The sequence below is a fragment of the Streptomyces sp. NBC_01190 genome (assembly GCF_045039895.1).
GTDB lineage: Bacteria > Actinomycetota > Actinomycetes > Streptomycetales > Streptomycetaceae > Actinacidiphila.
On record NZ_CP108580.1, the window covers coordinates 6103264 to 6127398 of the forward strand.

Sequence of the window (24135 nt, forward strand, 5' to 3'; positions counted from 1 at the left end):
AGAGCCCCGGGCAACCGGAGCAGCATACAACGGCCACTCCCGTTCAACGAAACTACCACGGCCGGGGCACCGCCCCCGCCGTGCGCGGCGGCTGCCGCCCTCCCCGTGGCCGGCCGCCGGGACCCCGCCCCTGACCGCCGGACGGGAATCATCGTCCGCCGCACGGATACCCTCACCAGCAGCAGCCCGCACGTTCCGGCGTCCCAGGAGGACCTGTTGCCACCCTCGCTCGACGCTTCCGCCGTGCGCGCCTGGTGCCGACTCTCCCTCGACGCGCTGGGGCGGGCCCGCGAGGAGATCGACGCGATCAACGTCTACCCGGTCGCGGACGGTGACACCGGCACCAACCTCTATCTGACCGTCGAGTCCGCCGCCGAAGCCGTCGAAGCGGTCTTCGACGCCCCGGGCGCCGACCGCCGGGGCGCGCTCCCGACCCTGCGGGAGTCCTTCCGGGCCATGTCCCACGGCGCGCTGATCGGCGCCCGCGGCAACTCCGGCACCATCCTCGCCCAGTTGCTGCGCGGCATGAACGACGCGCTGGCGCTCCCGGCCGAGAACGGCGCCCCGCCCCGCACCGGACAGGCCGCCGCGCTCCGGCACGCGCTGCTCGCCGCCGCCGCCGCCGCGTACGCGGCGGTGGCCCGGCCGGTCGAGGGCACCATGCTCAGCGTCGCCACCGGCGCGGCCCACGCCGCCCGCGACACCGAGGGGGACCTCACCGACGTCGTACGCGCCGCCCACGCCGGGGCGCTGGCCGCCCTGGCCGGCACCCCCGGCCAACTCGGCGCGCTGCGCCGGGCGGGCGTCGTCGACGCGGGCGGCCTCGGCCTGGTGGCCATCCTCGGCGCGCTCTGCGAGGCGGTGACCGGCGAACCACCGCTCGGGCCGCAGCCGGGCGCGGCGGGCGGTTCCGGTACATCCTTCACTCACCCGCACGGGGGCCCGGCGGGATCCGAGCGGCCCGGGTCGGCCGAACAGGTCGGACAGGTCGGACAGGTCGGGCAGGTCTGGCAGGTCGGGCACGTCGAGCAGGGGGGCGGCGCCGTCGCGCCGGACGAGGACGGCGGGCCGCTCTGCACGGAGGAGGGGAACCTGGAGGCCAGAGCCGCCGGCGGCCCCGCCTTCGAGGTGGTCTTCCTGCTGGAGACCAGCGACACCGCGGCCGTCCGCGCCCTCCGGGACCGGCTCGATGCCCTCGGTGACTCCCTGGTGGTCGGCGGCGGCGACGGCCTGTGGAACGTGCACGTGCACGTCGACGACGTGGGCGCCGCCGTGGAAGCCGGTATCGAGGCCGGCCGCCCGTACCGGCTGCGGGTCACCCACTTCGGCGAGCAGGCCCGCAACCGCGGCGGCGCGCCCGCCCAGCGGGCCGTGGTCGCCCTCGTCCACGGCGAGGGCCTCGCCGCGCTGTGCGCCCAGGCGGGCGCCACCGTCGTCGCCGTACGCCCCGGCGAACAGCCCGCCGACGGGGAGATCGCCGCCGCCATCCGCCGCGCCCACGCCCGCGAGGTCGTGCTGCTGCCCAACGACACCGAGCTGCGGCACGCGGCGGGCGCCGCCGCCGAGCAGGCCCTCGCCGAGGGCGTCCGGGTCGCCCTCATCCCCACCCGCTCCGCCGTCCAGGGCCTCGCCGCCCTCGCCGTCCACGAACCGACCCGCCGCTTCGACGAGGACGTCGTCGCCATGACCGCGGCGGCCGGCGCGACCCGCTACGCCGAGCTCAACGTCGCGGAACACCGCTCCTGGACCATGGCGGGGGTCTGCCAGGCCGGCGACGTCCTCGGTCTCATCGACGGCGATGTCGCGGTCATCGGCGCGGATCTCGCGGCCACCGCGGTCACCGTCCTCGATCGCATGCTGGCGGCCGGCGGCGAACTCGTCACCCTCGTCATCGGCTCCACCGCCCCCGCCGACCTCGCCCCCCGCATCGAGTCCCACGTCCGCGACGTCCACCTGGCCGTCGACACGGTGACTTACGAGGGCGGCCAGCGCGGGGTGCCCCTGCTGATCGGGGTGGAGTAGGAAGCCCGATGGCAGGCGCCGCAGCGGGCACCCCTGGGTGGGTGCCGCCAGCGCGCGGGTGCCGTAGGGGCGGTGCCGTTCGCAGGTAGGGTCGCTGGGGGGTGGGCGCCGCCTTGAGCGCGGGTGCCCGGGGGCGGGTGCCGTTCGTGGGCAGGGTCGCTGGGGGGCGCCGCTTTAGGCGCGGGTGCCCGGGGCGGGTGCCGTTCGCAGGTAAGGGCGCCGGAGGGTGGGCACCCCCTTGGCGCATGGGTACCGCCCTGGGGGTGCCCCATGGTGGGCGCCGCCGAGCGAATGGGCACCGCCCTGGCCCCTTATTGCCGCGCCCTCGCCTCCGGCCGCTCAGACCCGGTGTCGACGGTCGATCGTGCTCGCTTACTCGTACCTCGCAAGCTGCGCGCGTTCTTCCTTTCGACACCGGCGCGGCCTTCGGCTCGGTCGCTACCGGCGAACCCCGGAGCGTGAAGTGGACCAAAGGGGCTGACGTTCGGGCGTCGGACGCGGGGGTCCAGTTCGGGGGTGCCGAGGGTAAAAATGTCAGCGGCGTGCGTAAAGATGGGCGGGATGAGCGGCAACCCCTTGGACGAAGAGCTGAAGAAGCTTGTCGGTGACCGCACCGCCAAAGTACTGGACGAGCACATGGGCCTGCGCACCGTCGGAGACCTGCTGCACCACTACCCGCGGCGGTACGCCGAGCGTGGGGAGCTGACGCGGCTGGCCGATCTGCCGGTGGACGAGTACGTGACCGTGGTCGCGCAGATCGCCAAGGCGGACAAGCGGACGTACGGCGGCGGCAAGGGCGTACGCCTGGAGGTGGTGGTCACCGACGGCAGCGGCTCGCTCACCCTGGTGTTCTTCAGCAAGGCCGCGCACGCGCACGCGCACCGGCTGATCCCGGGGCGCCGGGGCATGTTCTCCGGCAAGGTCTCCGTCTTCAACCGCACCCGCCAACTCGCGCACCCCGATTACCAGTTGCTGGACGCCGACGAGGGCGAGGAGGCGGTCGACGCCTTCGCCAACCGGCTGATCCCGCTCTATCCGGCGTGCAAGCAGATCACCTCGTGGCAGATCGCGCAGGCCGTCGACACCGCGCTGAACTCGCTCGGCGCGACCGGATGGGCCGGGGTCGGGGAGCCGCTGCCGGCGGCGCTGCGGTCGACCCGGGACCTCGCCCCGCTGCCGGAGGCGCTGGAGAAGATCCACCGGCCGGGCACCAAGGCCGATATCGAGACCGCCCGCAGACGGCTGAAGTGGGACGAGGCGTTCGTCCTGCAAGTGGCGCTCGCCCGGCGGCGGGCCGACGAGTCGGCGCTGCCCGCCGTACCGAGGACACCGGGGCCCGACGGGCTGCTGACCGAGTTCGACCGGAAACTGCCCTTCACCCTCACCGCCGGCCAGCGCAAGGTGAGCGAGGAGATCTTCGCCGATCTCGCCACCGACCATCCGATGCACCGGCTGCTCCAGGGCGAGGTGGGCTCGGGCAAGACGCTGGTGGCGCTGCGCGCGATGCTCGGCGTGGTGGACACCGGCGGCCAGGCGGCGATGCTCGCGCCCACCGAGGTGCTGGCGCAGCAGCACCACCGGTCGGTGACCGAGATGATGGGGGAGCTGGCCCAGGGCGGCATGCTCGGCGGCTCCGACCTCGGTACGAAGGTGGTGCTGCTGACCGGCTCGATGAGCACCGCCGCCCGCCGGCGGGCGCTGCTCGACCTGGTCACGGGCGAGGCGGGCATCGTGATCGGCACCCACGCGCTGATCGAGGACAAGGTCAAGTTCCACGACCTGGGCCTGGTGGTGGTGGACGAGCAGCACCGCTTCGGCGTGGAGCAGCGGGACGCGCTGCGGGCCAAGGCCGGCCAGCCGCCGCACCTGCTGGTGATGACGGCCACCCCGATCCCCCGCACGGTGGCGATGACGGTCTTCGGCGACCTGGAGACCTCGGTGCTCGACCAGCTTCCGGCCGGGCGTTCGCCGATCGCCACCCATGTCGTACCGGCCGCCGAGAAGCCGCACTTCCTGGCGCGGGCCTGGGAGCGGGTCCGGGAGGAGGTCGAGGGCGGGCACCAGGCGTATGTGGTGTGCCCGCGGATCGGCGACGACGAGGAAGGGGCCGCCGGGCAGAGCGGGCAGGGCGGCCGGAAGAAAGCCCCCGACGACGGCGAGCGCCGCCCGCCGCTCGCCGTGTTGGAGACCGCCGAGCAGCTCGCCGCCGGCCCGCTCGCCGGGCTCCGGGTCGAGGTGCTGCACGGCAGGATGGCACCGGACGCCAAGGACGACGTGATGCGCCGCTTCACCGCGGGCGAGGTGGACGTCCTGGTGGCCACCACCGTGGTCGAGGTGGGGGTGAACGTACCGAACGCCACCGCGATGGTGATCATGGACGCGGACCGCTTCGGCGTCTCCCAGCTCCACCAGCTGCGCGGCCGGGTGGGCCGCGGCGCGGCCGCCGGTCTGTGCCTGCTGGTCTCCGAGGCGCCCGAGGCGAGCCCGGCCCGCACCCGGCTGGACGCGGTGGCCGCCACCCTCGACGGCTTCGAGCTCTCCCGGATCGACCTGGAACAGCGCCGGGAGGGCGATGTGCTCGGCCAGGCCCAGTCCGGCAGCCGCTCCTCGCTGCGGGTGCTGACCGTCATCGACGACGAGGAGGTCATCGCGGCGGCCCGCGACGAGGCCACCGCGGTGGTCGCCGCCGACCCGGAGCTGACCGGCCACCCGGACCTGCGCAGCGCCCTGGAGAGCCTGCTGGACGCGGACCGCGAGGAGTTCCTGGAGAAGGGCTGAGCCCAGGACGGGGGAGCCGTGGGCGGCGTGGGCACGCGGTAACCTCGTCGGCGTGAGCAGTTCATGACCCGCGTGATCGCCGGCGCCGCCGGAGGGCGGCGCCTCGCCGTGCCGCCGGGCACCGGCACCCGGCCCACCTCGGACCGGGCCAAGGAGGGGATGTTCTCCGCCTGGGAGTCGCTGCGCGGCAGCCTGCACGGGGCCAGGGTGCTCGACCTGTACGCCGGTTCCGGCGCGGTCGGCCTTGAGGCACTGTCCCGGGGCGCCGAGCGGGTGACGCTGGTGGAGGCCGATCCGCGCGCCGCCCGCGTGGTGCGGGAGAACGTTTCGGCGCTCCGGCTGCCCGGCGCGGACGTACGGGCCGCCACGGCGGAGAAGACCGTCACGGGACCCGCCCCCGAAGAGCCGTACGACGTGGTGTTCCTCGATCCGCCGTACGACGTCCCCGACGAGGCCCTGCGGGAGATCCTGCTCACACTCCGGACGAACGACTGGCTCACGCCGTCCGCTCTGGTCACCGTGGAGCGCAGGACCCGGGGCGGTGAGTTCCGCTGGCCGGCCGGTTTCGAGGCGTTCCGTTCCCGGCGCTACGGCGAGGCGACGCTTTGGTACGGTCTCGCCGCTGAAGTTACCGACGAGTCATGAGCCCGTCGAGCCGATCCGAGCCGATCCGAGCCGCCATGAGCGAGGAGCCACTCTTGCGCCGCGCAGTCTGTCCGGGGTCCTTCGACCCCATCACCAACGGGCACCTCGACATCATCGCCCGCGCCTCCCGGCTGTACGACACCGTGCACGTCGCGGTGATGATCAACAAGTCCAAGCAGGGCCTGTTCACCATCGAGGAGCGCATCGCGCTGATCGAGGAGGTCACCGCCGAACTCGGCAATGTCGAGGTCGAGGCCTTCCACGGACTGCTGGTCGACTTCTGCAAGCAGCGCGACATCCCCGCCATCGTCAAGGGCCTGCGCGCGGTCAGCGACTTCGACTACGAGTTGCAGATGGCCCAGATGAACATCGGCCTGTCGGGCGTGGAGACCCTCTTCGTCCCCACCAACCCCGCCTACAGCTTCCTGTCCTCCAGTCTGGTCAAGGAAGTCGCCCAATGGGGCGGCGACATCTCGCACTTGGTGCCGCAGGCGGTGCTGGAGGCGCTCACCGCCCGACTCCGGCAGCAGTAGAGTCTTTGTCGTGGACGTCCAGAAGAAGCTCGATGAGATCGCGGCAGCCGTCGCCGGCGCCCGGTCGATGCCGATGTCGGCCTCCTGCGTGGTGAACCGGGCCGAGCTGCTTTCCATGCTCGACGAGGTCGCCGCGGCGCTGCCGGCCTCCCTCTCCCAGGCCCAGGAACTGCTCGGCGACCGCGAGCAGATGGTGCGCCAGGCCCGCGCCGAAGCCCAGCGCATCATCGACTCGGCGCACGCCGAGCGCGGTTCGATGGTCTCCGACACCCAGATCGCCCGCCAGTCGCAGGACGAGGCGGACCGGATCATCGCCGAGGCCCGCCGTGAGGCCGACGAGATCCGCGCCGAGGCCGACGACTACGTGGACAGCAAGCTCGCCAACTTCGAGGTGGTCCTCACCAAGACCATCGGCTCGGTCGACCGCGGCCGGGAGAAGCTGCTGGGCCGCGACCCGTACGCCGAGGAGCAGTACGGCCAGGAGTACGCCGAGGACGACCCGGACGCCCCCGAGCGCAGCACCGACCCCGAGACGCTGCGCCGGCGCGCCGACGAGTACGTGGACACCAAGCTCGGCGCCTTCGAGGCGGTGCTCAGCAAGACCCTGGAGGCGGTGGGCCGGGGCCGGCTCAAGCTCACCGGGCACAACCCGATCGACGACCTGGCCGCCCAGATGGCCGCCGCGGACGCCGCCGACGGCATCGGCGAGGGTGCCGCCTCCCGGCAGAGCGACGCCGAGTTCATGGCCGGGCTCGCCGCCCCGCACGCCCCCGAGCAGGCCGACCTCGCCCAGTACGGCTACGAGCCGGCCGCCGCCCAGGTGCCCGCCATCCCCCAGCAGCCCGACGCCGGCTACGGCTACCAGCAGGACGCCGGGGCCGGTTACGGCTACGAGCAGCAGGGCCAGGGCTACGACCAGCAGGAATACGCCCACCAGGCCGGATACGCGACCGATCCGTACGCCCAGCAGCAGCCGTATCCGCAGGATCCGTCGTACGGCTACGGCCAGCAGCCGGCCCAGCAGGCCGGGCAGCAGGGGTACGACCAGCAGTACGCGCAGCCCGGCTTCGACGGCGCGGCGGTGGTCCCGTACCAGCAGCAGCAGCCGCAGCAGCAACAGCAGGACGGCTACGGCGGGCAGCCGGCCCAGGGCGCCCAGCCCGCCGCGCTCGACGAGACCAGCTTCTTCGACACCGGCATGATCGACCTCAACCGGTTGCGGGAGCTGGAACAGGGCCGCTGACCGCGGTCCCGGCCCGTCCCGGCCCCGCACGGCCCGCTCCGGAAGGGCCGCCCCGGTCTGTTTTGGGCCGGGGCGGCCGGTCCAGTATCCTGTCACTTCCAGCCGTGTGAATTCCCGGCGCTTTGGCCTGCCCACCCCCAAGGGGGACAAGCGGGCCGCACCGACGAAAGAGGAAGCCCTGAACACCCGCCTCGACCACCGCGACCCGCTTGTGTTCGACACACACGAGCTGGGGCGCCGTCCTGGTGCGATGAAGAAGGTCTCCCGCACGGTGCCCGCCCCCAAGGACCTCGGCCTGGCCGATGTCATCGGGGTGCCGGAGGGCGCCACCGTCGAGCTGGAACTCCGGCTGGAGTCGGTGCTGGAGGGCGTACTGGTCACCGGTACCGCCCACGCACCGGTCACCGGGGAGTGCGTAAGGTGTCTGGAGCCCGTCCGGCGCGAGCTGGACGCGGAGTTCCAGGAGATGTTCTCCTACCCCGACGCCGATACCAGGACCGCCCGCAAGGACGAAGCCGGTGACGACGCCGAGGACGAGGACGCGCTTGAACTCGAGGACGATCTCTTCGACCTCGAACCCGTGCTGCGCGACGCGGTGGTGCTCGCACTGCCGCTGCAGCCGGTCTGCCGGGACGACTGCCCGGGCCTGTGCTCCACCTGTGGGGCCCGGCTCGCCGACGACCCGGACCACCACCATGAGGTCACCGACATCCGGTGGGCGGCCTTGAAGGATCTGACCGTGGATCCCGACCAGTTGAACGGCGCCGGAGACGACGCCGACGAGAACCAGGAGAAGTAGCCGTGGCTGTTCCGAAGCGGAAGATGTCGCGCAGCAACACGCGCCACCGCCGTTCGCAGTGGAAGGCTGCGCCCGTGAGCCTGGTGGCGTGCGAGCGCTGCCACGAGCCGAAGCTCCAGCACATCGCGTGCCCGAGCTGCGGCACCTACAACCGTCGTCAGGTCCTCGAGGTCTGATCGGCGGGTGACAGGCGCAGTGTCCTCTACGTCCTCCGAGCACGACGCTCCGGCGTCGCAGCAGACCGCGACGGACAAGGCCTCGTCCCACACGCTTCTGGAAGGGCGGCTCGGGTATCACCTCGAACCCGCCCTTCTGGTGCGTGCGCTGACCCACCGCTCGTACGCGTACGAGAACGGCGGGCTGCCCACCAACGAGCGGCTGGAGTTCCTCGGGGACTCCGTGCTCGGCCTGGTGGTCACCGACACCCTCTATCGCACCCACCCCGACCTGCCCGAGGGCCAACTGGCCAAGCTGCGGGCCGCGGTGGTCAACTCGCGGGCCCTGGCAGGGGTCAGCCGCGGGCTCGACCTGGGCGCGTTCATCCGGCTCGGCCGGGGCGAAGAGGGAACCGGCGGCCGGGACAAGGCGTCGATCCTCGCGGACACCCTTGAGGCGGTGATCGGGGCGGTCTATCTCGACCAGGGCCTCGACGCGGCCTCCCAACTGGTCCACCGGCTCTTCGACCCGCTGATCGAGGAGTCCTCCAACCTGGGCGCGGGCCTGGACTGGAAGACCTCCCTGCAGGAACTCACCGCGGCCGAGGGCCTCGGGGTCCCCGAATACGGTGTCACCGAATCCGGTCCCGACCACGAGAAGACCTTCAGGGCTGCCGCCCGCGTCGGTGGTGTCGAGTACGGCACCGGCACCGGCCGCAGCAAGAAGGAAGCGGAACAGCAGGCGGCCGAGGCCGCCTGGCGCAGTATCCGTAAGACATCCGCCGCCGCGGCGAGCTGAGCGGGTCCGCCCGCCGGCGCCGGCCGTGAGGCCCGCCCCGGAGGGGTGCGCGGAATTCCCCGTGCCCCTCCGGGGCGCGTCCCGTTGTGAGGAGAGCCGTGCCCGAGCTGCCGGAAGTGGAGGTCGTACGGCGTGGGCTGGCCCGCTGGGCCAGCGGCCGGACGATCGACCGTGTGACGGTGCTGCACCCCCGTGCCGTCCGCCGCCACGCCGCCGGCCCGGCGGACTTCGCGCGGGCGCTGGAGGGCACCGTGCTCGGCGAGGCCCACCGCCGGGGCAAGTACCTGTGGCTCCCCGTCACCGACGACCTCTCCCTCGTCGCCCACCTCGGGATGAGCGGCCAGTTCCTGGTCCGCCCCGAGGTCGCACCGGCCGAGACCCATCTGCGGATCCGGTTCACCTTCAAGGACAGCCACCACACCGACCTCCGCTTCGTGGACCAGCGGACCTTCGGCGGCCTGTCGCTGCACGAGACGATCCCGGGCGACCCGGAGAAGCTGCCGCAACCCCTCGCGCACATCGCCCGCGACCCCATCGACCACGCCTTCGACGACGACGCCTTCCACGCGGCGCTGCGCCGCAAGCGCACCACCGTCAAGCGCGCGCTGCTCGACCAGTCACTGATCAGCGGAGTCGGCAACATCTACGCCGACGAGGCGCTGTGGCGCGCCAAGCTGCACTACGACCGCCCCACGGCCGATCTGACCCGCCCCCGCACCAAGGAACTCCTCACCCACATCCGTGAGGTGATGGGCGACGCCCTGATCGCGGGCGGCACGAGCTTCGACAGCCTGTACGTCAATGTCAACGGCGAGTCCGGCTACTTCGACCGGTCCCTCAACGTGTACGGCCGGGAGGACGAGCCCTGCCGCCGGTGCGGCACCCCGATCCGGCGCCGGGCCTGGATGAACCGCTCCAGCTACTTCTGCCCGCACTGTCAGCCGGTGCCGCGCGCCGCGTCGTAACGGCCCCTGGCCGCGAGCACTTCCGGCATCCGGCCCTCCACCAGCGCGATCAGCTCGCGCAGTCGCGTCGCGGTGTCCGTCCCGAGCGGGCTGAGGCGGTACTCGACATGGGGCGGATTGACCGGCCGGGCCTCCCGGATGACCAGTCCGTCGCGCTCCAGCGCCTGAAGCGTCCGGGAGAGCATCTTCTCGCTGACCCCGTCGACCCGGCGGCGCAGCTCGTTGAAGCGCAGCGTGTCCTCGGCGAGCGCGCACAGGGTGAGGCTGCCCCAGCGTCCGGTGGCGTGCTCCAGGGTGACGCGGGACGGGCAGTCGCGGGCGAAGACGCTGAACGCCGCCTCGCGCTCGGCCGTCTCCCGCTCCTCCACCAGGTCCCGCGGGCCGTCGTACGGGCCCTCGCCGGTCGGCTCCCTCATACCGGCGAGCGTACCGTGGCGCCGCGCCGGCCGCCCGGAACGCGCTGCCCGCCAGCCGGCGCCGCCGGACCGGTCGGCGCTGCCCTCAGGGCGGCGCTTTCCCGGCTGCCCGCCGGTGTCCCGGCTGCCGCGGACGGCTCAGAAGCCGAAGTCCTGGGTCCACCAGGGGCCGCCGGTGCCGAAGTGGATGCCTATGCCGAGGGTGGTGTAGTCGCAGTTGAGGATGTTGGCACGGTGGCCGGGGCTGTTCATCCACGCGTCCATGACGGCCTGCGCGTCGGCCTGGCCGCGGGCGATGTTCTCGCCGCCGAGGTTGGTGATGCCGAGCTTCTTGGCCCGGTCCCAGGGGGTGTTGCCGTCGGGATCGGTGTGGTCGAAGAAGCCGCGGGCCGCCATGTCGTCGCTGAAGTTCTGCGCGAGCTGGTCGAGCGCGGAGTTCTCCGTCACCGGCTTGCAGCCGGCGGTGGCCCGCTGCTCGTTGACCAGCGCGAGGATCTGCGCCCGGGCCGCGGTCACCGCGTCGGTGGCGGCGGGCGCGTTCGCCGGGGTGGTGCGGGCCGGGGGAGCGGGCGAGACGGTGACCACCGGAGTGGTGGGCGCCGCGGTGGTGCGGGTGGGCGTCGGGGCCGTCGCGCTGGGCGCCGCCTTGGTACGGGTGGGTGAGGCGCTCGGCCGGGGCGTCGCCTTGGCCGAACCGGGCGAGCCGGCGGTGCCGCTGCCCGGCGTCAGGATCGTGCCGCCGCCGGCGTCCGGCGTGGCGCCGTCGCTCAGCGGCGAGGGTATGTCGCTGCCCGGCACGGTGGGCCCGGGCGCGTCCGCCTGCGTGCTGGCCCCGTCGCCGTCCTGGTAGGGCAGCGAACCGGTCACCGCCGACAGCAGCCCGGACGACGCGGCGACCGCGCCGACCGCCATCGCGGCGGAGGACGCGAGCAACCCGGTGCGTACCGGGTGGTGCTTGCGGCCACCGCGGTGGCCGCGGGGGCCGGGCTGCGGTGCCGCCGGCTGCACATGACGGCTGTGACGCCCCATCTGCCGCTCCTCTACTGCTCGGCTTGCCGTTCGTTCCGGTCCGGAACCCCCACGGGTCCGTAGCCCGAACGGGTGAAGTTCCGTCGAGGGGCGACTGTAGCGAATGCTGCTCGGCGACGCGGTGATCGGGCGTGATCCGGCGGCTCGCTATCCCATGTGCCGGCGGGTACGTCATGCCGCCGGGACACGGGATAGCGTGCGCGCTTGAGTGAACAGGAGTGAGCATGAGTGAACATGAGTGAAGAGATCCGGCTCACCGCCTGGGTGCGCGGGCGGGTGCAGGGTGTCGGCTTCCGCTGGTGGACCCGGGCCACCGCGCTGGAGACCGGCGGCCTGTCCGGCTACGCGAGCAATCTCGACGACGGCCGGGTCCAGGTGGTGGCGGAGGGTCCCCGCGATCGGTGCGAACAGCTGCTCGACTGGCTGCGGGACGGCGACACGCCCGGACACGTCACGGGAGTGACCGAAATATGGGGGGCGCCCCGGGGCGGTTACCAGGGATTCCACATCCGCTGAGCACAACCTGTTGCCATCCGGGGAACGCCGTGTCAGGCTGCCCCCTATCGAGGATGATCTCGATGCCCAACGGGCAGCCCACGGCGCGGTCAGCGCCGTGTTTTCTGAGGCGCACCCGGTGACTGGGCTGTGATCGTGTTGACCGTCCCACGTATTGGTGAGACCCTTAAATCCCCGCGCATAGTGGCCCCAAGAGTGATAAGCGGCGGTCACGGCGTTGTCACACCGTGTGCGGGAGACGCAGCACCAGGCAGCACACCAATAACCCTCACCCACGACCCAAACCGCTTCCGGTCGGTCACTCAGCGTGGAGGACCATCCATCATGGCAAAGGCGCTTCTCGGTTACGTCGGCGGTCCCGACCCGCGACTCCTCGCCGAGATGCGAAGGCTTCAGCAGCGTGTTCAGGACCTGGAATCCGAGCTCATCCGGATGCAGGCGGAAAACGACACGCTGTCCGTCGCCTCGCATGAAGAGTCGCTGCTCAGCGGCCTCGACGTAGTCCGCGCGGAGCCCGTACCCGCCTGATCCGGCGTCAGCCGGACGGGTGTGTCGGACATCGCGGCTCGGACTGCGGCAGCCTCAGCAGTCAATACAAGGGACGCTTCGGCGTCCCTTCGTCTTGTGCCGGGTCATGTACCGCCGTCCCGCCCTGATGCTCCCGCGCGGCCTTCGCGCTGCCGTGGCGTGTCGCGCTGATGTCATCCCGATTTCGGCCGCCCGTGCTGCCTCCCCTTGCCGCGGAACCGCCCCGCCCTACGTCTGATGTGCCCTGCACATTCCTCGGTGAAACCGAGCAGCCCTAGTAGAGTCGACCGGCGTGCATCTCAAGAGCCTCACGCTGCGCGGTTTCAAGTCGTTCGCCTCGGCGACGACACTGCGCTTCGAACCCGGAATCACCTGCGTCGTCGGCCCCAACGGGTCCGGCAAGTCCAATGTGGTCGACGCGCTGTCCTGGGTGATGGGTGAGCAGGGTGCCAAGTCGCTGCGCGGCGGCAAAATGGAGGACGTCATCTTCGCCGGCACCACCGGCCGCCCCCCGCTCGGCCGCGCCGAGGTGTCCCTGACGATCGACAACTCCGACGGCGTGCTGCCGATCGAGTACACCGAGGTCACCATTACCCGGATCATGTTCCGCAATGGCGGCAGCGAATACCAGATCAACGGCGACACCTGCCGGCTGCTGGATATCCAGGAACTCCTCTCCGACTCCGGTATCGGCCGGGAGATGCACGTCATCGTGGGCCAGGGCCAGCTCGACTCGGTGCTGCACGCCGACCCGATGGGCCGCCGGGCCTTCATCGAGGAGGCCGCCGGAGTCCTCAAGCACCGCAAGCGCAAGGAGAAGGCGCTGCGGAAGCTGGACGCGATGCAGGCCAACCTCGCCCGGGTCAACGACCTCACCGCGGAACTGCGCCGCCAGCTCAAACCGCTCGGCCGGCAGGCACAGGTCGCCCGCCGCGCCGCCGTCATCCAGGCCGACCTGCGCGACGCCCGGCTGCGGCTGCTCGCCGACGACCTGGTGACACTGCGTGAGGCACTGCGGGCCGAGGTCGCCGACGAAGCCGCCCTCAAGGAGCGGCGGGGCGCCGTGGAGGCCGAACTCGCCGAGGCGCTGCGGCGCGAGGCACGCCTTGAGGAACAGGTGCGGGCCCTCACCCCGCGGGTCAACGACGCCCAGGCCACCTGGTACGCGCTCTCCCAGTTGTCCGAACGGGTCCGCGGCACCATCGGCCTGGCCGAACAGCGGCACCGCCACGCCACCGGCCAGCCCGCGGAGGAGCGCCGGGGCCGCGACCCCGAGGACATGGAGCGCGAGGCCGCCCGGATCCGCGAGCAGGAGGCGGAGCTCACCGAGGCGCTGGACGCCGCCCAACGCGCCCTGGACGACACCGTCGGCCACCGCGCGGACCTCGAACGCCGGCTGATCGAGGAGGAGACCCGGCTCAAAGCCGCCGCCCGCGCCATCGCCGACCGCCGCGAGGGCCTGGCCAGGCTCAACGGCCAGGTCAACGCGGCCCGCTCCAAGGCGGCCGCCGCCGACGCCGAGATCGGCCGGCTCACCGCCGCCAGCGACGAGGCCCGGGACCGGGCCGAATCCGCGCAGGCCGACTACGAGGAACTGCGCGCCCAGGTCGAGGACCTCGACGCCGACGACTCGGAACTGGAAGCCCGCTACGAGACCGCGCGGGCCGAGCAGACCGCGGCCGACGAGGAGTTCAGCGCCGCCCGCGAAGCCGCCACCGCCGCCGAACGCCAACGGGCCGCCGTCGCCGCCCGCCGGGACGCCCTCGCCCCGGCCCTGCGCCGCAAGGACGGCACCGGGGCGCTACTGGGTGGGGACGGCGACCGGCCCGCCGGGGTGCTCGGCTCGGCCGCCGCGCTGCTCCGGGTGACCCCCGGCTACGAGATCCCGGTCGCCGCCGCCCTCGGCGCCGCAGCCGACGCCGTCGCGGTCACCGGAGCCTCGGCGGCGGCCGAGGCGCTCCGGCTGCTCCGCAAGGACGACGCCGGCCGCGCCGCCCTGCTGCTGGCCGGCGCTCCCCAGGCCGCGCCCGCCTCCGGCGCCGGATCCGCGCCGCCGCCGCTGCCGGCCGGCGCGCGCTGGGCCGCCGACCTGATCGCCGTACCCGGCGAGCTGACCGGCGCCGTAGGGCGGCTGCTCGACCGAACCGCGGTGGTCGACACGCTCGACGACGCCGAGGCGCTGGTGCTGCGGCACCCGGAGCTGACCGCGGTCACCGCCGAGGGCGACGTACTGGCCGCGCACCTCGCGCAGGGCGGCTCCTCGAAGGCGCCCAGCATGCTGGAGACCCAGGCCGCCGTGGACGAGGCCACCACCGAGCTGGTCCGGCTCGAAGCGCTCTGCGCCGAACTCGCGGACCAGCAGCAGACGGCCAAGGAACGCCGGGCCGGCGCCGCGCGGACCGTGGACGAGCTGGGGCAGCGGCGCCGGGCGGCGGAGAAGGCGAAGGCGTCCGTCGCCCAGCAGCTCGGCCGGTTCGGCGGCCAGGCCCGCGCCGCCGCCGGCGAGGCCGACCGGGCCGCCGCGGCCGTCGTACGGTCGCGGGAGGCGCTGGCCGCCGCCCGCGAGGAGCTGGAGGAGCTCTCCTACCGGCTCAGCGAGGCGCAGGAGGAACCCGGCGACGAGGAACCCGACACCTACGTACGGGACCGGCTCGCGGCCGACGGCGCCAACGCCCGGCAGACCGAGATGGAGGCGCGCCTCCAGGTCCGTACCCACGAGGAGCGGGTCAAAGGGCTGGCCGGACGTGCCGACGGCCTGGACCGGGCGGCCCGCGCCGAACGCGAGACCAGGGCCAGAGCCGAACAGCGCCGGGCCCGGCTCGCCTACGAGGCATCGGTCGCCGCCGCCGTGCTGGCCGGCGCCCGCGGCCTGCTGGAATGCGTCCAGGTCTCGCTCGGCCGCGCCGAGGCGGAGCGCGCCACCGCCGAACAGGCCAGGACCGAACGCGAGGCGGCCCTCGGCCAGGAACGCCGCCGCGGCCGGGAGCTGAAGGGCGAACTCGACCGGCTCACCGGGGACGTGCACAAGGGCGAGGTGCTCGGCGCCGAGAAGCGGCTGCGGATCGAGCAACTGGAGGCCAAGGCGCTGGAGGAGCACGGCATGGAGCCCGCCGGGCTGGTCGCCGAGTACGGCCCCGACCAGAGGGTGCCGCCGTCGCCGGCCGCCGAGGGCGAGCTGCTGCCCGACGACCCCGAGCACCCGCGCAACCAGCCCGTCTCCTACGTACGCGCCGACCAGGAGAAGCGGCTGCGGGCGGCGGAGAAGGCGTACGCGCAGCTCGGCAAGGTCAATCCGCTGGCCCTTGAGGAGTTCGCGGCGCTGGAGGAGCGGCACAAGTTCCTCACCGAGCAGCTCGAAGACCTCCGCAAGACCCGCGCCGACCTGCTCCAGGTGGTCAAGGACGTGGACGAGCGGGTGGAGCAGGTGTTCAGCGCGGCCTTCCACGACACCGCCCGGCAGTTCGAGGGCGTGTTCTCCCGGCTGTTCCCCGGCGGCGAGGGGCGGCTGGTGCTCACCGACCCGGACAACATGCTCACCACCGGCGTCGACGTCGAGGCGCGGCCGCCGGGGAAGAAAGTCAAGCGGCTGTCGCTGCTCTCGGGCGGTGAGCGGTCGCTGACCGCGGTGGCGATGCTGGTGTCGATCTTCAAGGCCCGGCCGAGTCCGTTCTATGTGATGGACGAGGTCGAGGCGGCGCTGGACGACACCAACCTCCAGCGGCTGATCCGGATCATGGAGGAGCTCCAGGAGAGTTCGCAGCTCATCGTGATCACCCACCAGAAGCGCACGATGGAGGTGGCCGACGCCCTCTACGGCGTGTCCATGCAGGGCGACGGTGTCTCCAAGGTGATCAGCCAGCGGCTGCGCGAGGGCAAACGGCGTCCCGCCCAGGCGACGGGAACCGTGCCGGCCCGTCAGCGGACCGCGGAACCGGACGCCAGGGAGCCCGTGGATGCCGGGGCCGTCATGACGCCCGTCGATGCCGGGGCCGCCGGGGCCGCCGGGGCCGCCGGGGCCGCCGGGGCCGCCGGGGCCGCCGGGGACACAGTACATACCGGGGACGCCGGCGAGTCGGTCATCCCGCACCAGGCTTCGGCGGGCGAGCACACCGCCCCGCCGGCCGGCTGAGAATCCGGACCGTACCTGGGCGAACCGCCCCGAAGAACCCCGCCCGGCAGGAAACCTGTCGGCATATTCTCCCTGAAGCGGTCAAGACGTTCGATGGACGGCCGAGGCGAGGACGGTCGCCGCACGACCATCCCGACCCTCACGTGAGGGCTCACCGCCGAGCCCGAGGAGACCGCCGTGACGAGCACCACTCAGGAAGTAGCCAGGAGCGGCGACAGCCCGCTCAAACCCGAACATCTCGGCCGGGTCATCTTCATCACCGCGGCCGCGGCGATGGGCGGCTTTCTCTTCGGCTACGACAGCTCCGTCATCAACGGCGCGGTCGAGGCCATCCGCGACAAGTACCACATCGGCCCGGCGACCCTCGCCCAGGTGATCGCCATCGCGCTGATCGGCTGCGCGATCGGCGCGGCCGTCGCCGGACGCATCGCCGACCGGATCGGCCGGATCCGCTGTATGCAGATCGCCGCGGTGGTCTTCATCGTCAGCGCCGTCGGTTCCGCGCTGCCCTTCGCGCTCTGGGAACTGGCCCTGTGGCGGATCATCGGCGGCTTCGCGATCGGCATGGCCTCGGTGATCGGCCCCGCGTACATAGCCGAGGTCTCCCCGTCCGCCTACCGGGGCCGGCTCGCCTCCTTCCAGCAGGCCGGCATCGTGCTCGGCATCGCCGTCTCCCAGCTCGTCAACTACGCGATCCTGCGGGGCGCCGACGGTGAGCAGCGCGGCAAGATCCTGGGCCTTGAGGCCTGGCAGCTCATGCTCGGCATCATGGTGGTGCCCGCGCTGGTCTACGGGCTGCTCTCCTTCGCCATCCCCGAGTCGCCGCGCTATCTCATCGCCGTCGGCCGGGAGGACGAGGCCCGCGGTGTGCTCGCCGAGGTCGAGGGCGGCGAGGGCAGGCTCACCGAGCGGATCGCCGAGATCAAGAACGCCATGCGCCGGGAGGACAAGGCGAGCTTCCGGGATCTGCTCGGCGGCCGGGCCGGCTTCCTGCCGATCGTCTGGATCGGCATCGGCCTGTCCGCGTTCCAGCAGCTCGTCGGCATCAATGTCGCCTTCTACTACTCGTCCACCCTGTGGCAGTCGGTCGGCATCGACCCGAGCAGCTCGTTCTTCTACTCCTTCACCACATCGATCGTGAACATCGTCGGCACGGTGATCGCGATCCTCCTGGTGGACCGGGTCGGCCGCCGCCCGCTGGCGCTGGTCGGCTCGACCGGCATGGCCGTCGCGCTGGCCTGCGAGGCGTGGGCCTTCTCCGCCAAGCACGGCGCCACGCTGCCCAACACCCAGGGCACGGTCGCGCTGGTCGCCGCCCATGTCTTCGTGCTCTTCTTCGCCCTGTCCTGGGGCGTGGTGGTCTGGGTGTTCCTCGGTGAGATGTTCCCGAACAAGATCCGCGCGGCCGCGCTCGGTGTCGCCGCCTCGGCCCAGTGGATCGCCAACTGGGCGATCACCGCGAGCTTCCCCAGTCTCGCGAGCTGGAACCTCTCCGGCACCTATGTCATCTACACGGGCTTCGCGGTGGTCTCCATTCCGTTCGTACTGAAGTTCGTCAAGGAGACGAAGGGCAAGTCTCTCGAAGAGATGGGCTGACCGCGGCGGAAGCCGCTCTGTGCAGAAGGTCATGAACACGACGGCCGCCGGGTGCGATGATGCCCGGCGGCCGTCGTTGATACTGGGGTGGTTATGGAAATTGTGATCCTTGTCGTCGTCATCGCCCTGGTCGTGATTCTCGGGGCCGGCGGGCTGGTGATCGGGAGCCGCCGCAAGAAGCAGCAGCTACCGCCCGCCCCGCCGCGCACTCCGACGATCACCAAGCCTCCAGCCGAACCACACATCGGGGACGAGGCCGAGACACCGCGGGAAGAAACCCGCCGGACCATCGAAGAGGTGCCCCTGCCGGGCGCGACCATCGCGCCCGAGACCGTGGAGCCCGAGGCCGTGGAGGAGGCGCCCGCCGAGGCGCCGCCCGCGATCGAGCTGCCGGAACCGGCCGCGGGCCGGCTGATCCGGCTGCGCTCCCGGCTCTCCCGGTCGCAGAACTCACTGGGCAAGGGTCTGCTGACCCTGCTCTCCCGGGAGCGGCTGGACGACGAGACCTGGGAGGAGATCGAGGACACCCTCATCACAGCCGATGTCGGCGTCACCCCCACCCAGGAGCTGGTCGAGCGGCTGCGCACCCGGGTGCGGGTCCAGGGCGCCAGGACTCCCGAGGAGCTGCGCGCGCTGCTCCGCGAGGAACTCCTCACCCTGATCGACCCGACGCTCGACCGGACGCTGCGCACCGAGAGCCACGAGGAGAGCCCGGCCGTCGTGCTGGTCGTCGGGGTCAACGGCACCGGCAAGACCACCACCACCGGAAAGCTCGCCCGGGTCCTGGTCGCCGACGGCCGCAGCGTCGTGCTCGGCGCCGCCGACACCTTCCGGGCCGCCGCCGCCGACCAGCTCCAGACCTGGGGCGATCGGGTCGGCGCGCGGACGGTACGGGGTCCGGAGGGCGGCGACCCCGCCTCCATCGCCTTTGACGCGGTGAAGGAGGGCATCGCCGCGGGCGCCGACACCGTGCTCATCGACACCGCGGGCCGGCTGCACACCAAGACCGGTCTGATGGACGAGCTGGGCAAGGTCAAGCGGGTGGTGGAGAAGCACGGCCCGGTGGACGAGGTGCTGCTGGTGCTCGACGCCACCACCGGCCAGAACGGGCTGATCCAGGCCCGGGTCTTCGCCGAGGTGGTGAACATCACCGGCATCGTCCTCACCAAGCTCGACGGCACCGCCAAGGGCGGCATCGTCGTCGCCGTCCAGCGCGAGCTCGGGGTCCCGGTGAAGCTGGTCGGCCTCGGCGAGGGCGCCGACGACCTGGCCCCCTTCGAGCCGGAAGCCTTCGTGGACGCGCTGATCGGGGAGTAGCGGTTGGGGGTGGCGGGGGATCCCCTGCCACCCCCAACGCCGACGGCCGCGGCCCGCGCGGTGGATGACACCGCGCCGCCCGGCCTTCCCGTCACCCGGCCGCCCCGCCGGTCAGACACGCACCGCCCGGTGCGCTCAGGCGTACGCCTGCCGGTCGCGGTGGCAGATGTAGGCGAGCGTGCCCAGCAGCATCCGAGCCTCCGGCGGCTGCGCGACCGAGCCGAGCAGCGGCTCGCGGAGCCAGCGGACCGGGCCGAGGCCGGCGAGATCGGAGGGCGGCGCGGTGACATGGTCGCCGGGGCCCAGACAGCGCAGATCGAGCTGGGTGTCGTCCCAGCCCATCCGGTAGAGCAGCCGGGGGAGTTCGGCCGCGGCGCCGGGGGCCACGAAGAACTGCGCGCGCCCGGTCGGGGTGAGCAGCACCGGGCCGAGACCCAGCCCCATCCGCTCCAGCCGCACCAGGGCGTGGCGCCCGGGCGCCTCGGCGACGTCGATGATGTCGAAGGACCGGCCCACCGGCAGCAGCACGGCCGCCCCCGGCACCCGCGCCCAGGCCTCGGCCGCCTCCTCCAGGGTGGCCCCGGCCGGGATCTCGGCGGCGAACGCCAGTGGATGCGCGCCCGGCCGCGGACAGGCGGCGTCCCCGCACGAGCAGGCACCGCCGCCGCGGGCCGCGCGCGCACCCGGCACCACGGCCCAGCCGCAGAGCCCCGCGTACTCCGCGACGTTGAGACGAACGGCCGCGTGGGTTTTGCGGCGCACGCCGGGGCGCGCGCCGCTCAGCGCCGCCAGGCGAACGGGGTTCCGTGCTCCTGTCCGCTGCTGCCGTGTCTCCCGGATCTCCCGCATGCTGCCGATCGTGAACACCATGACATCTCCAACGGTTCGCCGCCGCCGATGGTTACGCACCCGCCTGACCTCATCTAACTGGCATGTGTCAAGTGAATCGTCCAGGTCCCCACCCGAGTTCATACGAAGGGGTGGCGAATGGTGGCGTTTCCGCGCTGGCGAGCGCATCCGGGTGATGCTGGGACTACGTTCAGTCGGCGAATCCCCAGCGGCACACTTGTGTGCACCGTGTGTTCGCCGGTTTATGCCGGAGGCATCCGCGCTCCGCACGATCGGCCGCGGCCGGTGCGGCGACAGGCGCGACAGGCGCGACAGGCGCGACAGGCGCGACAGGATTCAGCGGACCCTGATACCAAGGGGTCCGACGGAAGCGGGATGGGGGCTTGGCCGTGGGTGCCACACCGGAGAAACAGCCCAACGCGCAACTGAACTCATGGTTCGTGCGCAGCGGTTGGTCCAAGGGCGAGTTGGCACGCCAAGTCAACCGCCGGGCGCGCCAGATGGGTGCCCACCATGTCAGTACCGACACCTCGCGGGTGCGCCGCTGGCTCGACGGCGAGCAGCCGCGCGAGCCGATCCCGCGCATCCTGTCCGAGCTGTTCTCCGAACGCTTCGGCTGCGTCGTGCCGGTGGAGGACCTCGGGCTGCGCTCGGCGCACCAGCCGCAGGCCGGCGGCGACGTCGACCTGCCGTGGGCCGGACCGCAGACCGTCCAGCTCATCAACGAGTTCTCCCGCAGCGACCTGATGCTCGGCCGCCGGGGCTTCCTCGGCACCTCGCTCGCGCTCTCCGCCGGACCGGCCCTGCTGGAGCCGATGCAGCGCTGGCTGGTGCCCACCTCGCCGGGCGGGGCCGCCCAGCCGGTGGTCACCGCGCCGCGGGACGGCGGCGGCCGGCCCTCCCGGCTCTCCGAGCAGGAGCTGCAACTGCTCGAATCCACCGCGGTGATGTTCCGTGAGTGGGACAGCCAGTGCGGTGGCGGGCTGCGCCGCAAAGCCGTCGTCGGCCAGCTCCACGAGGTGACCGATCTGCTCCAGGAACCGCATCCGTCCGCGGTCGGCCGCCGCCTCTACCGGATCACCGCCGACCTCGCCGCCCTGGCCGGCTGGATGAGTTACGACGTCGGCCTCCAGCCCACCGCCCAGAAATACCTGGTCCTCGCGCTGCACGCGGCCAGGGAGGCCGGCGACCGGCCGCTGGGCGCCTTCATCCTGTCCTCGATGAGCCGTCAGATGATCCATCTGGAGCGCCCCGACGACGCCCTGGAGCTCATCCACCTCGCCCAGTACGGCAGCCGTGACGCGGCGAGCGCCACCACCCAGGCCATGCTGCACGCGCTGGAGGCCCGCGCCTACGCCAACATGGGCCAGGTCAACAAGTGCCATCGCGCGGTCCGGATGGCCGAGGACACCTTCGCCGACGCCCAGCCCGCCGAGGACCCGGCCTGGATCAGCTTCTTCAACGAAGCCGAGCTGCACGCCGAGAACGCGCACTCCTACCGCGACCTCGCCTATGTCGCCGGCCGCAGCCCCACGTACGCCACCCTCGCCCACCCCGAGATGGTGCTCGCCGTGGCCGGCTTCCGTGACGACCGGGTCCACCAGCGCGCCTACGCGCTCAATCTGGTAGGTATGGGTACCGTGCAGCTTCTGATGTCCGAACCGGAAGAGGCCGCGGCTTACACCGAACGGGCCATCACCCTCGCCAAGCGGGTCCGCTCCGAGCGCGTCAACACCCGCATTCGCACCACCACCCACGCGGCGGTTCGCGATTTCGGTGACGTACCGGCGGTGGTCAGCCTCGCCGAGCGGCTCGCCGAGGAGCTTCCGGAGGTCGCCGAGTCGGCCTAGGCCTGTCGTTTGGATCTCCGCGCCCACGGATCCGGGGCCGCCACCGGGCGCCGTCACCCGGTCGGCGTAACGCGACCGCCCCATCCGTAACTCGTATACGTCCTTCACCACAGCACAGGACGGTTCATCGTTACGTAACACGCCCGACTTCTTCGTCACCGCGGTGAAACACCGTACGGCATCGTAGGAAACCCGGCTGAGCCAACCTCATGGCGAAAACCGGCCCACCCTTTTGCACCGCCCGCACGGGCCGTCCGATGACGAGGAGACGCCGATGGCACCAGCCATCATGACGCTGGCCGCTGATGCGCCCAAGCTCGATACCGGAAGTACGGCGTTCATGCTGATCAGCGCCGCCCTGGTGATGGTGATGACCCCCGGTCTCGCCTTCTTCTACGGCGGGATGGTGCGGGTCAAGAGCGCCCTCAACATGCTGATGATGAGCTTCATCAGCCTTGGCATCATCACCATTCTCTGGACCCTCTACGGATTCACCTTCGCCTTCCACTCCGGCAACGGATTCATGGGCGGCACCGGCTGGATCGGGATGCGCCACATAGGGATCGCCGAACTCTGGCCCGGATACGGCATTCCGATCTACGTATTCGCCGTATTCCAGCTGATGTTCGCGATCATCACCCCGGCGCTGATCAGCGGCGCGCTCGCCGACCGGGTGAAGTTCACCGCCTGGTCGCTCTTCATCACGCTCTGGGCCACGATCGTCTACTTCCCGGTCGCGCACTGGGTCTGGGCCTCCGACGGCTGGCTCTTCAAGAAGGGCGTCATCGACTTCGCCGGTGGTACCGCGGTGCACATCAACGCCGGTGCCGCGGCCCTCGGTGTGATCCTCGTCATCGGCAAGCGCAAGGGCTTCAAGCGTGACCCCATGCGGCCGCACAGCCTCCCGCTGGTGATGCTCGGCGCCGGTCTGCTGTGGTTCGGCTGGTTCGGCTTCAACGCCGGCTCCTGGCTCGGCTCCGACGGCGTCGCCGCCGTCGCCTTCACCAACACCCAGGTCGCCACAGCCGCCGCCATGCTCGGCTGGCTCATCTACGAGCGGCTGCGCCACGGCTCCTTCACCACCCTCGGCGCCGCCTCCGGCGCGGTCTCCGGACTCGTCGCCATCACCCCGGCCTGTGGCTCGGTCTCCCCGCTCGGCGCCATCGCGGTCGGCCTCATCGCCGGTGTGGTCTGCGCGGCGGCCGTCGGCCTGAAGTACCGCTTCAACTACGACGACTCGCTCGACGTGGTCGGCGTCCACATGGTCGGCGGCATCATCGGCTCGCTGCTCATCGGCTTCTTCGCCACCGGCGGTGTCGGCCAGACCGCCAAGGGCGTCTTCTACGGCGGCGGCTTCACCCAGCTCTGGAAGCAGTTCATCGGTGTCGGCGCGGTCCTCGGCTACTCCCTGGTCTGCGCGGCGATCCTCGCCAAGCTGATCGACATGACCATGGGCTTCCGGGTCACCGAGGACGAGGAGGTCACCGGTGTCGACCAGGTCCTGCACGCCGAGACTGCCTACGACTTCGCGGGCGTAGGCTCCCGCAGCAGCCTCTCCGATGTGGCGACCAGCAGTGAGGCGGACGCCTCCCCAAGCAAGAAGGTGGACGCGTGAAGCTCATCACGGCCGTCGTGAAGCCGCACCGGCTCGACGAGATCAAGGAAGCCCTGCAAGCCTTCGGGGTGCACGGCCTGACCGTGACCGAGGCCAGCGGCTACGGCCGGCAGCGCGGACACACGGAGGTGTACCGCGGCGCGGAGTACACCGTCGACCTGGTGCCGAAGATCCGGATAGAGGTGCTCGCCGAGGACGCCGACGCCGATCAGCTCATCGAGGTGATCGTCAAGGCCGCCCGCACCGGCAAGATCGGGGACGGCAAGGTGTGGAGCCTCCCGGTCGACACCGCCGTCCGGGTCCGCACCGGCGAGCGCGGGCCCGACGCGCTCTGACCGTCCGACATTCCAG

20 protein-coding genes are annotated in these 24135 nt (G+C 72.0%); 17 read left to right on the top strand and 3 right to left on the bottom strand.

Going from position 1 to position 24135, the window contains the following annotated elements:
• Positions 1 to 216 precede the first annotated feature (216 nt).
• From OG519_RS25750 to mutM, 9 genes are all read left to right on the top strand, one after another.
• On the top strand, positions 217 to 2022 hold the full coding sequence (locus tag OG519_RS25750; protein ID WP_405588429.1) for a DAK2 domain-containing protein: 1806 nt from the start codon (positions 217 to 219) through the stop codon (positions 2020 to 2022).
• A gap of 561 nt (positions 2023 to 2583) precedes the next feature.
• On the top strand, positions 2584 to 4800 hold the full coding sequence (gene recG / locus OG519_RS25755; RefSeq protein ID WP_405588431.1) for an ATP-dependent DNA helicase RecG: 2217 nt from the start codon (positions 2584 to 2586) through the stop codon (positions 4798 to 4800).
• Positions 4801 to 4863: 63 nt separating this feature from the next.
• Positions 4864 to 5445, top strand: coding sequence for a 16S rRNA (guanine(966)-N(2))-methyltransferase RsmD (gene rsmD, locus OG519_RS25760; protein ID WP_405588433.1), 582 nt, complete (start codon positions 4864 to 4866; stop codon positions 5443 to 5445).
• A 53-nt stretch (positions 5446 to 5498) separates the two neighbouring features.
• A complete protein-coding gene (gene coaD / locus OG519_RS25765) occupies positions 5499 to 5978 on the top strand; it encodes a pantetheine-phosphate adenylyltransferase (RefSeq protein ID WP_405588436.1) in 480 nt (159 codons plus the stop codon).
• Between the two features lie 10 nt (positions 5979 to 5988).
• Positions 5989 to 7221, top strand: a complete 1233-nt coding sequence (locus tag OG519_RS25770; protein ID WP_405588439.1) for an ATP synthase F0 subunit B — start codon at positions 5989 to 5991, stop codon at positions 7219 to 7221.
• Between the two features lie 178 nt (positions 7222 to 7399).
• On the top strand, positions 7400 to 8020 hold the full coding sequence (locus tag OG519_RS25775) for a YceD family protein (protein ID WP_405592992.1): 621 nt from the start codon (positions 7400 to 7402) through the stop codon (positions 8018 to 8020).
• 2 nt (positions 8021 to 8022) lie between these two features.
• Positions 8023 to 8196, top strand: coding sequence for a 50S ribosomal protein L32 (gene rpmF, locus OG519_RS25780; RefSeq protein WP_069465182.1), 174 nt, complete (start codon positions 8023 to 8025; stop codon positions 8194 to 8196).
• A 7-nt stretch (positions 8197 to 8203) separates the two neighbouring features.
• Positions 8204 to 8974: a ribonuclease III gene (gene rnc, locus OG519_RS25785; RefSeq protein WP_405588443.1), complete on the top strand. Its 771-nt coding sequence runs from the start codon at positions 8204 to 8206 to the stop codon at positions 8972 to 8974.
• A gap of 98 nt (positions 8975 to 9072) precedes the next feature.
• Complete coding sequence (mutM, locus tag OG519_RS25790; RefSeq protein ID WP_405588446.1) at positions 9073 to 9939, top strand: bifunctional DNA-formamidopyrimidine glycosylase/DNA-(apurinic or apyrimidinic site) lyase; 867 nt, start codon at positions 9073 to 9075, stop codon at positions 9937 to 9939.
• Here mutM and OG519_RS25795 read toward each other — a convergent pair.
• Both OG519_RS25795 and OG519_RS25800 read right to left on the bottom strand, forming a co-directional pair.
• A complete protein-coding gene (locus OG519_RS25795; RefSeq protein WP_405588449.1) occupies positions 9912 to 10355 on the bottom strand; it encodes a winged helix-turn-helix transcriptional regulator in 444 nt (147 codons plus the stop codon). The two genes, mutM and OG519_RS25795, sit on opposite strands and share 28 nt — an antisense overlap.
• A gap of 138 nt (positions 10356 to 10493) precedes the next feature.
• Positions 10494 to 11384 carry a CAP domain-containing protein gene (locus tag OG519_RS25800; RefSeq protein ID WP_405588451.1) on the bottom strand — a complete coding sequence of 297 codons (891 nt, stop codon included), beginning with the start codon at positions 11382 to 11384 and terminating at the stop codon, positions 10494 to 10496.
• Between the two features lie 234 nt (positions 11385 to 11618).
• On the opposite strand from OG519_RS25800, the gene OG519_RS25805 reads away from it, so the two are divergent.
• The 5 genes from OG519_RS25805 (at position 11619) to ftsY (ending at position 19470) form a co-directional block, all read left to right on the top strand.
• Positions 11619 to 11900, top strand: a complete 282-nt coding sequence (locus tag OG519_RS25805; RefSeq protein ID WP_405588454.1) for an acylphosphatase — start codon at positions 11619 to 11621, stop codon at positions 11898 to 11900.
• Between the two features lie 324 nt (positions 11901 to 12224).
• Positions 12225 to 12428 carry a hypothetical protein gene (locus OG519_RS25810; protein ID WP_405588457.1) on the top strand — a complete coding sequence of 68 codons (204 nt, stop codon included), beginning with the start codon at positions 12225 to 12227 and terminating at the stop codon, positions 12426 to 12428.
• 292 nt (positions 12429 to 12720) lie between these two features.
• Positions 12721 to 16557, top strand: a complete 3837-nt coding sequence (smc, locus tag OG519_RS25815) for a chromosome segregation protein SMC (protein WP_405588460.1) — start codon at positions 12721 to 12723, stop codon at positions 16555 to 16557.
• A 177-nt stretch (positions 16558 to 16734) separates the two neighbouring features.
• Positions 16735 to 18153 (top strand): sugar porter family MFS transporter, encoded by a 1419-nt coding sequence (locus OG519_RS25820; protein ID WP_405588463.1) that lies wholly within the window; start codon positions 16735 to 16737, stop codon positions 18151 to 18153.
• 93 nt (positions 18154 to 18246) lie between these two features.
• The gene (gene ftsY / locus OG519_RS25825) at positions 18247 to 19470 is read left to right on the top strand and encodes a signal recognition particle-docking protein FtsY (protein WP_405588465.1); all 1224 of its coding nucleotides are present in this window, start codon (positions 18247 to 18249) and stop codon (positions 19468 to 19470) included.
• A 135-nt stretch (positions 19471 to 19605) separates the two neighbouring features.
• Here ftsY and OG519_RS25830 read toward each other — a convergent pair whose 3' ends face one another.
• A complete protein-coding gene (locus OG519_RS25830; protein ID WP_405588467.1) occupies positions 19606 to 20340 on the bottom strand; it encodes a bifunctional DNA primase/polymerase in 735 nt (244 codons plus the stop codon).
• 479 nt (positions 20341 to 20819) lie between these two features.
• On the opposite strand from OG519_RS25830, the gene OG519_RS25835 reads away from it, so the two are divergent.
• The 3 genes from OG519_RS25835 to OG519_RS25845 all read left to right on the top strand — a co-directional run bounded on the left by OG519_RS25835 (position 20820) and on the right by OG519_RS25845 (position 24119).
• Entirely contained in the window at positions 20820 to 22169 is a 1350-nt protein-coding gene (locus OG519_RS25835; protein ID WP_405592994.1) for a hypothetical protein, read from the top strand.
• Between the two features lie 274 nt (positions 22170 to 22443).
• A complete protein-coding gene (locus OG519_RS25840) occupies positions 22444 to 23784 on the top strand; it encodes an ammonium transporter (protein ID WP_405588470.1) in 1341 nt (446 codons plus the stop codon).
• The gene (locus tag OG519_RS25845) at positions 23781 to 24119 is read left to right on the top strand and encodes a P-II family nitrogen regulator (RefSeq protein ID WP_188281229.1); all 339 of its coding nucleotides are present in this window, start codon (positions 23781 to 23783) and stop codon (positions 24117 to 24119) included. The genes OG519_RS25840 and OG519_RS25845 overlap by 4 nt, the downstream gene beginning before the upstream one ends.
• Positions 24120 to 24135: the final 16 nt, after the last annotated feature.

Bases quoted from the DNA above. Each gene is read 5' to 3' on its own strand.
- recG (WP_405588431.1), top strand. From the start codon at position 2,584: ATGAGCGGCAACCCCTTGGACGAAGAGCTGAAGAAGCTTGTCGGTGAC.
- rsmD (WP_405588433.1), top strand. From the start codon at position 4,864: ATGACCCGCGTGATCGCCGGCGCCGCCGGAGGGCGGCGCCTCGCCGTG.
- OG519_RS25795 (WP_405588449.1), bottom strand. From the start codon at position 10,355: ATGAGGGAGCCGACCGGCGAGGGCCCGTACGACGGCCCGCGGGACCTG.
- OG519_RS25800 (WP_405588451.1), bottom strand. From the start codon at position 11,384: ATGGGGCGTCACAGCCGTCATGTGCAGCCGGCGGCACCGCAGCCCGGC.
- OG519_RS25805 (WP_405588454.1), top strand. From the start codon at position 11,619: ATGAGTGAAGAGATCCGGCTCACCGCCTGGGTGCGCGGGCGGGTGCAG.
- OG519_RS25810 (WP_405588457.1), top strand. From the start codon at position 12,225: ATGGCAAAGGCGCTTCTCGGTTACGTCGGCGGTCCCGACCCGCGACTC.
- ftsY (WP_405588465.1), top strand. From the start codon at position 18,247: ATGGAAATTGTGATCCTTGTCGTCGTCATCGCCCTGGTCGTGATTCTC.
- OG519_RS25830 (WP_405588467.1), bottom strand. From the start codon at position 20,340: ATGGTGTTCACGATCGGCAGCATGCGGGAGATCCGGGAGACACGGCAG.
- OG519_RS25835 (WP_405592994.1), top strand. From the start codon at position 20,820: ATGGGTGCCCACCATGTCAGTACCGACACCTCGCGGGTGCGCCGCTGG.
- OG519_RS25840 (WP_405588470.1), top strand. From the start codon at position 22,444: ATGGCACCAGCCATCATGACGCTGGCCGCTGATGCGCCCAAGCTCGAT.